The following is a 13,150-nucleotide window of genomic DNA, read 5'->3' on the forward strand; positions in this document are numbered from 1 at the left end:
ACAGCATTTAGGATTTATCAGTGGCAAAACAAATTCAGGCAGTTCGCGGTATGAACGATTGTCTGCCGGGCGATACACAAGTTTGGCAGAAAGTAGAAAGCATTTTACGCGAGACAGTAGCATCGTTCGGTTATCAAGAAATTCGTTTTCCTATTGTAGAATCAACCGACTTATTTAAACGCTCTATTGGTGAAGTTACCGATATAGTAGAAAAAGAAATGTACACCTTTGCCGATCGCAATGGCGACTTATTAACACTTCGCCCAGAAGGCACCGCAGTATGCGTACGTGCTGGCAACCAAAATGGCTTACTATATAACCAAGAACAACGCCTTTGGTACATGGGTCCAATGTTTCGTCACGAACGTCCGCAAAAAGGTCGTTACCGTCAGTTTCACCAATTTGGTTTAGAAACATTTGGTATTGCCACAGCCGACATAGACGCAGAAGTTATTTTATTAACAGCGCAACTATGGGAAGCCTTTGGTATTACTGACCACGTTCGTTTAGAGCTAAATTCTTTAGGCTCTAACGAAGCGCGTGCAGATTACCGTGATGCGTTAGTAGCCTACCTTGAGCAACACATTGATGTGCTTGATGAAGACTCAAAACGTCGTATGTATTCAAACCCATTACGCGTACTTGATAGCAAAAACCCAGACGTACAAGCAATTTTAACTGATGCGCCTAAATTGTCTGAAAACTTAGACGCTGAATCAAAAGAACATTTTGAAAATTTATGTGAACGTTTAGACGCTGCTGGCGTCTCATATACGGTTAATGAAAAGTTAGTACGTGGTTTAGACTACTACAACCGCACCGTATTTGAATGGGTAACCGACAGCTTAGGCGCACAAGGCACTGTATGTGCTGGCGGTCGTTACGACGGCTTAGTTGAACAGCTTGGCGGCAAAGCAACGCCAGCAGTTGGTTTTGCAATGGGTCTAGAGCGCTTAGTGTTATTACTACAAGCGCTTGAGTGTGTAGGTGACATTCGTCGTAATGCTGATGTATATTTAGCAGCAATGGGCGACAAAGCAAGCATTCAAGCTCCTGCAATTGCAGCGCAACTACGTAAAGACGTACCGGGTTTACGCGTTATGGTGCATGCGGGCGGCGGCAACTTTAAAAAACAATTAAAACGTGCTGATAAAAGCGATGCACTTGTTGCAGTGATTATTGGTGAAGATGAATTAGAAAAAGGCGTTGTGACCATCAAGTATTTACGCGAGCGTAAAGAACAAGTCACATTAGAATTAGAACAAGCTAAAGCGCTATTAGCTGAGCTTATTAACGGCTAAGCGAACATTAGAGGTAAGAATGGATATTTATTCAACAGAAGAACAACAAGCAGAAGCCATTAAACGCTTTTTCCGTGAAAACGGCATTTCACTTGCACTAGGCATACTTGTTGGCCTTGGTGGCTTATATGGCTGGAAAGCATATAACCAAAACCAAATTACTACAGCTGAAAAAGCATCAGATTCATATACAGCGCTTGTTGAAAGTGATGATGTATTATCTTCAGCTGATGCGTTTATTAGCGAAAATAAAGATACAAACTACGCAACACTTGCTGCATTTGTTGCTGCAAAAGACGCTGTAGAAGCAAAAAAATTAGACGTAGCAAGCGAAAAGCTAAGCTGGATAGTGTCTAATACTGAAAATACAGAATTAAAAGCAATTGCGATTACACGTTTAGCGCGAATTCAAATTGCACAAACTAACTATGACGACGCATTAACTACATTAAATGCACCATTACCTGAAGCATTCAATGCAAACGTTGCCGAGCTTAAAGGCGACATTTACACACAGCAAGGTAACAAAGATCAAGCACGTACTGCATACCAAGCAGCAATAGATGCGGGTGGATTAACAAGTAACCCACTATTACAAATTAAGTTAGATGACCTAGCAGTAACTAGCCCAGCGGCATAAGGTTTTAGGCATGAAAAAATTTACAACAGCAGCCCTTGCCCTATGTATGGCAACACTGATGGGTTGTTCATCAAGTGATGATGAAGATGAACTAGTACTTCCTGAAATTGTAAACCAATTTGAAACTGACGTTGTTTGGCAAGAATCTGTAGGTGATGGCGTAGAGCATTACTTTTCTCGTTTAACACCAGCTGTTTACAAAGATACTGTATATGTTGCTAGCCGCGAAGGCCAAGTAGAAGCGCTTTCGCTTACTAACGGCGATACCAAGTGGGAAACCGATGTACGCCAAGATTTATCGTTTTGGCCATGGGCTGACAACGGTAATGCAAAATTATCAGGTGGTATTTTGCAAGCCTATGGTAAAATTTATATAGGTTCTGAACACGGCTTTATTATTGCTCTTGATCGCGAAACCGGTGAAGAAGTTTGGCGTAAGAATGTACCAGGCGAATCACTGTCTAAACCGACAGCAGGCGATGGCTTAATATTTGTAAATTTAGGCTCTGGTAAATTGTTAGCCCTTCACCCAGATACGGGCGAAGAGCGTTGGAGTTTTGAACAAGAAGTTCCACCACTAACATTACGCGGACAAAGCTCGCCAACTGTTGCTAACGGTGGTGTATTAGTAGGCCTTGAAACAGGCAAGCTAAGCGTTTTAATTTCAGACAGTGGTTACTCAGCATGGAGCGCAGAAATTGCGGTTGCTAAAGGCGCATCAGAATTTGAACGCCTAGTTGACGTAGACACTCAACCGCTTATTAGCGGTCCATACGCTTATGCTATAGCTTACAACGGCAACTTAGCTGCTGTAGATATTCGCTCTGGCAACGTAGTGTGGAAACGTGAGTACAGCAGCTACCGCGAAATTGCGATGGATGCACAAACAATTTATTTAGTAGATAGCGATGGTGTTATTTACGCATTAGATAAAAATTCAGGTATTGAACGTTGGAGCCAACCCGCACTACGTGGTTGGTACCTAACAGGCCCTGCAGTTGCAGGTAGCCACTTAGCTTTAGGCGACCAAGAAGGTAACCTACATTGGCTAAATAAAGAAACTGGCGAGCTAGTATCTCGAGAAGACTTTGACAGCTCAGGCTTTTTTGTTGAGCCAGTTGTTGCCGACGATAAGCTAATTTTATACACCCGTGATGGTGAAGTTAGTATGGTAAAAATACCAAACTAACTGACTGCTATTAGTATAACCTGCTAATAGTTAATTGTTTTTTGTAAGGCTTCGCACTGCGAAGCCTTTTGTTGTTTTTTAAAGAGGTAGTTTATGCTTCCCGTGATCGCTCTAGTTGGGCGACCCAATGTGGGCAAGTCCACATTATTTAACCGTTTAACACGTACTCGTGATGCACTCGTAGCCGATTTTCCAGGTTTAACACGAGATAGAAAATATGGCCAAGCTAGTTACGATGGCTATGAATTTATCGTGGTAGACACGGGCGGTATTGATGGCTCAGAAGAAGGCATCGAAATCGAAATGGCAGATCAATCTCTGCTAGCCATTGAAGAAGCCGACATTGTTCTGTTTTTAGTAGATGCTCGTGTAGGTATGACCGTAGCTGACCAAGCCATTGCTAATCACTTGCGTAAACAAGAGAAAAAGTGCTTTGTTGTTGCCAATAAAACCGATGGCATTGATGCAGATTCAAACTGTGCTGAATTTTACCAATTATCATTAGGTGAAATACATCACATTGCAGCTGCACATGGCCGTGGTATTACCCTATTACTTGAACAAACACTTCAGCCGCTTATTGCTGAACTAGCTGCTCAAGATGAAGAAGTAACAGGTGATGACGAAGAATTAATCGATCTTTACGAAGAAGGCGAAGGTGATGATACCGATCATCAAGCGTTTGCTGACAAACCTGTAAAGCTTGCTATTATTGGTCGCCCTAATGTTGGTAAGTCAACACTTACAAACCGTATATTGGGTGAAGATCGTGTAATTGTATATGATATGCCAGGTACAACGCGCGATTCTATTTATATTCCAATGACGCGTAACGACAAAGAGTATGTGTTAATTGACACAGCCGGTGTTCGTAAGCGTAAAAAAGTAAGTGACGTAGTTGAAAAGTTCTCAGTAATTAAAACATTACAAGCAATCGAAGATTGTAACGTGGTTTTACTTGTTGTGGATGCGCGCGATGGTATTTCTGATCAAGACTTAAGCTTATTAGGTTTTGCGCTTAACTCAGGTCGTTCGCTGGTTATTGCCGTTAATAAATGGGATGGCCTTGACGACTACGTTAAAGATCGTATTAAAACAGAGCTTGATCGCCGTTTAGGCTTTATTGACTTTGCACGCTTACACTTTATATCTGCACTTCACGGTACAGGTGTTGGTCATTTATTTGAATCGGTTGATGAAGCGTACGAGTCAGCAACTAAGCGTATTAGCACCGCAATGCTTCGCCGTATTATGGATATGGCACAGGCCGATCACCAGCCGCCACTTGTTCGTGGTCGTCGTGTTAAGCTTAAATATGCGCATGCCGGTGGTTATAACCCGCCACGTATTGTAATTCATGGTAACCAAGTTCACGATTTACCAGATAGCTACAAACGCTACCTGATGAACTACTACCGTAAAGCACTTAAAATTATGGGCACCCCAATCAAAATTGAATTTAGAGAAGGTGATAACCCATTTGCAGGGCGTACTAATAAAGTAACGCTTTCGCAAAAACGTAAAATACGTGCGTTTGCAAAAGAAAACCGTAATAAATAAACTGCATAAGCGTTAATTTATTACAAAAAAACGGCGTACTATTTAGTACGCCGTTTTTTATTACTGAAAATTAAGTAATGCTAATTGCACCAGCCGTTCAACTGTCGTGTCTTGAACATTTTTAGGCGCTCTGGGGTAATACTTTGATTTTGGCGGCTTAATAGTTATAAACCCATGATTGGTTGCCATTTCGTGGGCTAACAGCTTACGCTCTTTGGGGGTTAAATGGTTTTCGTGTATTTTTGCCAGCTCGCCGCTATCAAGCCATATGCCTGCACAACCTGGGCATTCGTCTATTTCAACCACTTTGAGCGGCGAAAAATACCGGCGCATCATCACAATATCTAGGGTCTGTTGATCTTTCAAGGTTAAATTTGCAGCAGCCTGTTTGGTATTTAGGCAAGGCAGAGCCTATGTAGTGTGGTTATTCCCCATAAATAGGCGATAACGTAGCATTAATGCCAAACAGGCGCTACCCAAAGGGTTCTTCCTAGGGACTATTTACTCTTTGTTGCTCGGCTTTTACTTAGTCCACTAGGTTACAAACCTCGCGCCGTGATTAAATAGCCCCTAGTTTGAACAAATTTTAATCCGAAAAGTTCAACAGACCCTAAGCATTTAGCGCAATTTACTCGCGATGAGACTTCGGCCTCACCTTCGGTATAATTACTCAAATACTTAAGTAAAACCTGACCATGCTTTAACTCCGGCGAGCTAAACTTAAAAATTTGGCTGTTATCAAAAAATACGCCGCCTTGCGCTGACGTAAAAACAGTAATCCCGCCAACAAGTAAAGGTTCAAGTGGTGTATTACTACGAGGACAATACATTTAAAATTCCTTTTTATTTATTTTCTTTTACTCAAGTGCTTTATGAATAAGCCCAACAAGCGGCCCGGGCAATGTAATATTACCTGTAAGTACAAACTCATGGGCTTCATCTGACATTTTTTGCCATGTACGGCGAATAATACCAATCCATTTTTCTTCATTGTAATCTGGTTTTGCATTGGCAAACCCAAGCATATAATGTTCAATAAATACAAGGCTTGCTACATCTTCTACTAATTGGCTGTCTGGGTTACGTTTAATATTTTTTTTAGCGACCGCATCGTACACTCGGTTTTGCTCAGCTTCACCGTAACCAGCTTGCTTCATGAGCGCAACCACGCTGCTAGCATGAAATATATAAAGTGCACTGCGCCACTGATGATAGCCCTGTTTGTTCATTTCAAAATCACTACGTGGCGACTTCCAACGCTGAATATGCTGTGCACGCACTGCAATTTGCATGAGTTCATCGGCATCTGGTTTAAAACGAGTTAACATTTCGCTCATGCGCAAGGCGTATAAACTTTCTTTTGGAAAGCTTTGTCCATTGTGCTGCTCAGTATTTGGGTCTTGGTTGTTTGCTTCATCAATTAAGGTAATTACTTTATTAAACATGACGGTCATTTTTTATAATAAGTTTTAGTCATTCTAAACGCTGATAAAACAATAAACTAGTACGCCAATCAGTTACGCAGTGAAATTTGTTCAATCAAAAAGTAAAACCAAAAGGTACTAGTTATAAAAGTAAGCGCATTGATTAAGTTAACTTGATACTATATTGAGCACAAATTAAAATAAAAAAGCGCGATAAATAATAACAAACTCGCCAATAACGGATGACTATGTTTAAAAAAAGTATTCTAGCTATATGCTTAGCGGTTGTATCCCTACCAAGCTTAGCCGACAGTAACACTGAATTAAAAACCATTATTGATAACCACTGGCAAAACGCCAAAGCTGAAAAAATATTTTTTCGTACCGACCCAGACGGCTGGAAGCCAAACGGTACATTGCCAAATTGGAGCGAGCAAGCCATTGCAAAGCGCCAAGCTTATAACAACAGCGTGCTAAAAAGCTTAGCCAGCATTGACCCAAAAACGCTCAACAACGAGCAGCTAATGAACTACCGCTTATTTAAATATGAGCGAAAAACCGAGCAGCAAAGCTACCTTTATCAAGATAAGTATTTTCCGGTTAATTTTTTAAGTGGCTGGCATACTTATTTTGCCGAAGCACCGGCTAACATGGCATTTTTAACACCCGACGATTACAACGCATTTTTAATCAGCCTTGCCGACTACCCTCGATTTAATCAGCAAAATATTGATTTAATGAAAGAAGGTATAAAAACAGGCTTTACTCATTACTGCAAAACCTTTGAAAATTACAGCCAAAGCATTAGCGCGCATATTGTTAAGCAACCTGAAAACAGTGCCCTTTACGAGCCCTTTGCACGTATACCAAACACGTTTACAGCAGAGCAAAAAGCCACATACCAAAATAAAGCAAAGGCCTTAATCAGCTCAAAAGTAGTCCCTGCTTATCAGCACTTTTACGACTTTTTTGAAAACGATTACATGCCTAACTGTAGAGCGCAGCCGGGTATTGCAAGCGTTAAAGGCGGGCTTGAGTATTACAAATATGCAGTTAATTACTACACCACAACAAACGCCACACCAAAGCAAATACACGAACTAGGCCTTAAAGAAGTCGCGCGTATTAAAGCGCAGATGCAAAACATTATTGATAAAGTAGGTTTTGATGGCACATACAGCGATTTTTTAGAATTTTTAGCGACCGATGAGCAATTTTACGCAACAGACGCGCAAGACTTGCTAGAAAAAACCGCTTTTATTACGCAAAAAATGTATGGCAAATTACCAACCTACTTTAATCATTTACCGCGTAATACCTTTACAATTAAAGGCTCAGCGAGTCGTGGCGCGTTTTATATGCCACCTGCTGATAACCGATCCCCCGGCACTTATTTTTTAGCCTCAACACCTAAACTACAGCCTTTATATAATTTAGAAGCACTTAGCTTACATGAGGCAATACCAGGGCATCATTTACAAAACGCTATTGCTATGGAGTTAAATGTACCTGAATTTAGACGCACACTTAGCCACTCTGCATTTGGCGAAGGTTGGGCACTATACACAGAGCGCTTAGGTAAAGAAGCCGGCTTTTATCAAAGCCCGTACAGCGACTTTGGTCGTTTAGGCTACGAAATGTGGCGTGCAGTGAGGCTTGTTGTTGATACCGGTATTCATGCGTTTGGTTGGAGCCGCCAAAAGGCTATTGACTACTTGGCAGATCACACTGCTTTGCCACAAAGCGCGGTGGAGGATCAAATAGATCGTTACATATCATGGCCAGGCCAAGCGCTTTCGTACAAAATGGGCGAAATAAAAATACGCGAACTGCGTGCAAAAGCTGAAAAAGAACTAGGTGCTAAGTTTGATATTCGCAGCTTTCACGACACCGTTATAGGCCAAGGCTCGCTGCCTATGGAAGTATTAGAAGACGTAATAAACGATTGGATAGAAAAACAAAAATCGGCTATTTAACATTAAAGGAGGCGGTATTATTTGCCGCCTCTTTTTAAAACCCTCTTAAACACCTCAAAACTAATCCCTACCCGCTTTTGCTTCGTAAAGCTCTAGAGTTTAAAAACCTGAGCAAACCTATGAGCAAACGTATTTTATATTGGCTACAAAACGATTTACGAATAGACGACAACCCTATTTTAAGCGAACTTGCTACTGAGCAATGCGCGCTTGATATTGTATTTGTTATAAACCCGCACTGGTTTAAAAATAATAACTATCAACAAAAGCCATATGGCGTGCACAAACAGCAGTTTTTAATGCAATGCTTGTACGAACTACAACAAGCACTTATTGAGCGCGGGCAAACCCTGCATGTGCTTGAAGGCGAACCTGTATCGCTTTTGAAAGCGCGTATTAATGAGCAAAATATAGATAAAGTTGTATACAGCGAGCAATTTGGCCTGTACGAGCAACGCCAAATAAACTTACTCAAAGCACATTGCCCTAATACTAAATTTACAGGGTCGCAGCAAGACACGCTCTTTAAGCAAAGTGACCTCCCCTTTGATTTAAACGAATTACCTAAACACTTTACCCCGTTTCGTAAAAAGGTAGAGGCCGCCACTAGCCCCATTTCACTTTCAACATTACCAAACGGTTTGCTCCCTCAGCCAATAACCTTGTGCGCTAAAAAACCTTTAGAGCGTATAGCAAATAATGGCGTAATGCATGGCGGGTTTAAAAGTGCGCAAACACATTTAAAACAATACTTTTCAGGTTTACTACCAAGTACTTATAAAATAACTCGAAACGAGCTTGATGGCTTTAATAACACCACAAAATTTAGTACCTGGCTTGCTTTTGGTTGTGTAAGTGCGCGGCAAGTTTATAAAGCAGTTGAGGCGTACGAACATAACCAAATAACAAACGAGTCTACCTACTGGATTAAATTTGAATTGCTATGGCGAGAGTATTTTAAATGGCATGCACTTAAGGCAGGTAAAAGCCTGTTTAGCTTTAAAGGCCAAAAGCAAACAAAACCCCTTACTACATTTATGCCAAACCGCTTTGCTACGTGGTGTAATGGCTCAACATCCTACCCATTAGTCAATGCCATTATGAATGAGCTTAACGCTACGGGTTATATATCAAATAGAGCAAGGCAAATTGCAGCCAGTTGCTTAGTGAACGAGCTTGGCCTTGATTGGCGCTATGGCGCAGCATATTTTGAACAACAATTGATTGATTACGATGTAGCCGCTAATTGGGGTAATTGGCAATATATAGCAGGTGTAGGGGTCGACCCGCGTGGTGGTAGGCACTTTAATATTGAAAAACAAACGTTACAGTTTGACCCGCACACTGTTTACACTAATAAATGGCAAGGCAATGAAAATACCAGCACGCAGCTGGATACCTTAAACGAAGTTGATTGGCCAATTTAAGCCGCCAATCAACTTTTACAAAGTAACGTTTAAAACAGCTCAGCAATACCCACATTAATAGCGTAACCACCCAAGGTTAAAAACAAAAATAAACAGCCTGCTAATAACAGCGGTTTTATACCCGCTTGGCGAATAGCGCCAACATGTGTGCGTAAACCTAAAGCCACCATCGCAATGGTGAGTAATATATTATCAAACCAAACAACTGCGCTTGTAGCGACTTGAGGAATAACTGATAGCGAATGTACACCACTTGCCACAATAAATAACACCGCAAACCAAGGGATTGTAATACCCGCTTTTTGCTCGCCGCCATGCACGTTATTGTTTGTTTTAGCATGCTTTTTACTTTGCCAAAACGATAAGCCCACTAAAAATGGCGCAAGCATCATCACCCTTAGCATTTTTTCTATAACGGCGGTATCTGCAGCATTAGCGCTTACAGCTGTACCCGCTGCAACCACTTGCGCTACTTCATGAATGGTTGAGCCTACAAAAATACCGTAAGCGTGTTCACTCAGGCCCATGTAATCAAACATAATTGGGTAGGCAAACATGCTTAACGTGCCAAACACCACAACCGTTGCCACCGCTACCGATACTTTATGCGCCTGCGCTTTTATAACCGGCTCAGTTGCCATAACCGCAGCGGCACCACAAATAGAACTACCCGCGCCAATTAATATGGTTGTTTGTTCATCAAGCTTAAATACGCGCTTACCTAGCTGCACTGCCAAAATAAATGTGCCTAACAGCATTACAACATCGGTTAATAAGCCTTCCCAGCCCACGCCCGCTACTTGCGCAAAGGTAATTCTAAACCCAAACAACACAACCCCCGCTTTAAGTAATATACTTTTAGCGTAATCAACACCTATATCGGTTTGCGTAGCAATGCGCGAAAACACACTGTTACCCACAATAATGCCAAGCACAATACCAATCGTTAAAGAGCTAAATTGCGCACTTTGCATTATGGGTAACTTACTTAATGCAACAGATGCTCCCGCCAAAACAACCACCAGCAGCATACCTAACCACCAGCGCGCATCGCCGTATTGCTTAGTATTAATACCCAAATTTTTAATAGCGCTAAGCATAATATTCTCTCAATTGAACAACGTTAAACTGTTGACTTCATTTTAAGAAAGCGCAAAATATAACTCCAATACATTAAAATCATGATTCGATAACTTAAAGTTATGTAATTTGAGAGGCTCAATGAACTTGCATGCACTTAGGGTGTTTTATACGGTAGCAAAGCTTGGTAGTTTTTCAGGCGCAGCCGAGGCGCTTTTTATAAGCCAACCCGCTGTATCTAAAGCGCTAAAAGAGCTTGAGCACCAATTAAATATTCAACTTATAGAGCGTGCATCTAAAGGCAAAAAACTTACCTTAAGCGAGGGCGGCCAAGCCTTGTATGATCATGCACGTAGCATTTTTGCCATTGAAAAAGCCGCCATTGAAGATATTAAATCGCGCACAGGGCTTAAGCGCGGTACATTAGTTATAGGCACCAGCACCACCATTGCCAGTTATTGGCTACCGCCTTATTTAGCCAAATTTTGCGCCCAATACCCACATATAAAAGTAGAAGTACAAGTGGCTAATACAGCGCAAATTGAGCACGCCCTACTTGAATGCACTATCGATTTAGCACTGGTTGAAGGCACACCAACCGAGCCGCATATTATAAGTAAGCACTGGCAAAACGATTTAATGAGTATCGTTATACCCAGTAACTTTAAGCCCGCTAAAAACTTAAATGCATGGTTAAACAAACAGTTTTGGCTACTGCGCGAGCCGGGCTCGGGTACTTTAGAAATGTCGGTTAAGTTATTAGCACAACATGACGTACAAGCAGAGCAAAGTATGCAATTAGGCAGCAACGAAGCCATAGCAAGGGCCGTCGCTCAAGGTATGGGGGTCGCTTTATTGCCAAATGTAGTCACTGAAGATTTAGTGCAGTTAGGCAAATTAACACGCCTGAGCCAAAAAAATAACGAGCAACTCTCTCGGCCTCTTTATCAACTGCATTATAAAGACAGGCCGTCTTCGCATGCTGCGCAAGCATTCGAAAAAAGCCTGTTTAGTGAATAATGTTCGCAATCTGTAAGTAGTAAGGCACCAGTAGCAAATTTACATAAAGTTTAATCTTTGAAGTCAAAATTTGAGCCCTTTAGCCTTTCTAATGCCTATTAGCTAAGTTAAAACTCACTTGTGTTACGTGATACACCTTTCATGCTTTACTATTAAATTAAAATAATTTTTAAACATGTGTTCAGAGCTGGTATCCCTTAAATCCACATCAAAATAGTAGCCGTCTTCTAAAACTTTCAAACTCTCTAAATCATTGCAAATGCGCTCAAGAATCAAATGTTTATATTTTGGAGTTATATTTTTGATTTCATCCAGAGTGAGCCCTTCGGCATCAAAATTCACAACAACTCTTAAACTGGTACCTGAATAACCATGCCTTACAAAACTAATTCGGCTATCAATGGATGAAAAAAAGGTGCTGAAGTGATTTTTATCTTCCTCGTATTTCCATTGAGAAGCATCCCCCCAAATCAAGACAAAAATAGCACCAAAAACAGCGGCAGCTACATACAATTTGTTGGCATTTATCATAAACCACAATTGAACTTTTTCAGTTCGCATTAATTTCATAAGTCACATAACTTTTATGTAAAAGACTAAATCAGTCGGATAAAATAAAAGACTAATAATCAAAACCAAAGTCTTGCTCATTCACATGTGTAGGTAATATAACTAGAGTTAAGAAAAATACCTTGATGCTACACCAATGCCGATAAGTAAAATAATTAATAAAACCCAATATCTTTTTGAACCATCTAAATTTTCACCGCAGACTGGGCAAGATGATGACGCGATTGGAGTCCCGTTAATATTTGTCGTTTTAATTATTGGGGAGGTAATTCCTGATTTACACTTTTTGCACTTCATAAATATCCATATTAATTATAAATAAAATCGCGGGTTGATGCTCACAAAACGCTTACCTAATTGACGTTAAATGACAGGCTATAATTAGCAACAAATCACAGAAAACCAACCTTTATACATCCTTTTAATTGAATTGCCATAACATAAGAATAGACCTTACAAACCCTGAGTTAAGTCTTGCGCTAACGTACCCGTTGGCTTTTCAATTACGCGTACCAACTCTTTGCCATTTTGTTTAACAATAAACGTCGGCGTGTATTGTAAGTCGTGAGCCTGTGCAATGCCTGCATCGTCTTGCTTGTTGTAACCTACGGCCACATAGTCAATGCTTGCAAGTTGTACTTTCGATGCATCAAGTAACTTAATGAGTTTTGGCACTTCGCGCTCACTGTCGTGGCACCACGTTCCAAATAATACAATTAGCTCCTTGCCTTCTAGCTTTTGCATTAATGAAATGTCTTGTGCTGTTGGTGTATACGCCTTGTATTGCTCGTTAAACTTGTCGTAGTCGCTTAGCAGTGCTTGCGTACTTATCTCGCCCGAAAATGGCGCTGTAGCAGCGCAGCTTACAAGCGGCATGCTTAAAGCGCACAGTAAAATTAATTGTTTAAACATAAGGTTGCTCTTAATTTAGGTATTAAACGACTATACCCAATATTGAGTGTG

At 40.9% G+C, this 13,150-nt stretch carries 12 protein-coding genes and 1 pseudogene; 7 read left to right on the forward strand and 6 right to left on the reverse strand.

All coding sequences use genetic code 11. The features are described 5' to 3' along the window. Positions 1–20: 20 nt before the first annotated feature. The 4 genes from hisS to der all read left to right on the forward strand — a co-directional run bounded on the left by hisS (position 21) and on the right by der (position 4,690). Positions 21–1,301: a histidine--tRNA ligase gene (gene hisS / locus H5118_RS17655; RefSeq protein WP_008168943.1), complete on the forward strand. Its 1,281-nt coding sequence runs from the start codon at positions 21–23 to the stop codon at positions 1,299–1,301. A gap of 19 nt (positions 1,302–1,320) precedes the next feature. Beyond that, positions 1,321–1,941 (forward strand): tetratricopeptide repeat protein, encoded by a 621-nt coding sequence (locus H5118_RS17660; protein WP_002961300.1) that lies wholly within the window; start codon positions 1,321–1,323, stop codon positions 1,939–1,941. Between the two features lie 10 nt (positions 1,942–1,951). Next, positions 1,952–3,130 (forward strand): outer membrane protein assembly factor BamB, encoded by a 1,179-nt coding sequence (bamB, locus tag H5118_RS17665; RefSeq protein WP_002961301.1) that lies wholly within the window; start codon positions 1,952–1,954, stop codon positions 3,128–3,130. A 93-nt stretch (positions 3,131–3,223) separates the two neighbouring features. Beyond that, a complete protein-coding gene (gene der, locus H5118_RS17670; protein WP_024597862.1) occupies positions 3,224–4,690 on the forward strand; it encodes a ribosome biogenesis GTPase Der in 1,467 nt (488 codons plus the stop codon). A 60-nt stretch (positions 4,691–4,750) separates the two neighbouring features. Here der and H5118_RS17675 read toward each other — a convergent pair. From H5118_RS17675 to H5118_RS17685, 3 genes and pseudogenes are all read right to left on the reverse strand, one after another. Further along, positions 4,751–5,032 (reverse strand): annotated as a pseudogene (locus H5118_RS17675) (zf-TFIIB domain-containing protein); the annotation flags it as partial. A gap of 197 nt (positions 5,033–5,229) precedes the next feature. Further along, on the reverse strand, positions 5,230–5,520 hold the full coding sequence (locus H5118_RS17680; RefSeq protein ID WP_409074716.1) for a hypothetical protein: 291 nt from the start codon (positions 5,518–5,520) through the stop codon (positions 5,230–5,232). Positions 5,521–5,547: 27 nt separating this feature from the next. After that, entirely contained in the window at positions 5,548–6,135 is a 588-nt protein-coding gene (locus H5118_RS17685; protein WP_182749598.1) for a DUF4202 domain-containing protein, read from the reverse strand. 227 nt (positions 6,136–6,362) lie between these two features. Between H5118_RS17685 and H5118_RS17690 the strand changes: the two genes are divergently transcribed. Continuing rightward, positions 6,363–8,090: a DUF885 family protein gene (locus tag H5118_RS17690; RefSeq protein ID WP_182749599.1), complete on the forward strand. Its 1,728-nt coding sequence runs from the start codon at positions 6,363–6,365 to the stop codon at positions 8,088–8,090. Positions 8,091–8,209: 119 nt separating this feature from the next. Further along, complete coding sequence (locus H5118_RS17695) at positions 8,210–9,517, forward strand: DASH family cryptochrome (protein WP_182749600.1); 1,308 nt, start codon at positions 8,210–8,212, stop codon at positions 9,515–9,517. A gap of 29 nt (positions 9,518–9,546) precedes the next feature. Here H5118_RS17695 and H5118_RS17700 read toward each other — a convergent pair whose 3' ends face one another. After that, positions 9,547–10,617, reverse strand: a complete 1,071-nt coding sequence (locus tag H5118_RS17700; protein WP_182749601.1) for a YeiH family protein — start codon at positions 10,615–10,617, stop codon at positions 9,547–9,549. Between the two features lie 121 nt (positions 10,618–10,738). Here H5118_RS17700 and H5118_RS17705 point away from each other — a divergent pair, with 121 nt between their 5' ends. Then, entirely contained in the window at positions 10,739–11,617 is an 879-nt protein-coding gene (locus H5118_RS17705; RefSeq protein ID WP_182749602.1) for a LysR family transcriptional regulator, read from the forward strand. 123 nt (positions 11,618–11,740) lie between these two features. On the opposite strand, the gene H5118_RS17710 is transcribed toward H5118_RS17705, so the two are convergent. Both H5118_RS17710 and H5118_RS17715 read right to left on the reverse strand, forming a co-directional pair. Continuing rightward, complete coding sequence (locus tag H5118_RS17710) at positions 11,741–12,187, reverse strand: hypothetical protein (protein WP_182692302.1); 447 nt, start codon at positions 12,185–12,187, stop codon at positions 11,741–11,743. A gap of 453 nt (positions 12,188–12,640) precedes the next feature. Then, the gene (locus H5118_RS17715; protein WP_182695242.1) at positions 12,641–13,099 is read right to left on the reverse strand and encodes a thioredoxin family protein; all 459 of its coding nucleotides are present in this window, start codon (positions 13,097–13,099) and stop codon (positions 12,641–12,643) included. Positions 13,100–13,150: the final 51 nt, after the last annotated feature.

Origin of the sequence: Pseudoalteromonas sp. SR41-1 (assembly GCF_014164015.1) — a bacterium.
GTDB lineage: Bacteria > Pseudomonadota > Gammaproteobacteria > Enterobacterales > Alteromonadaceae > Pseudoalteromonas > Pseudoalteromonas distincta.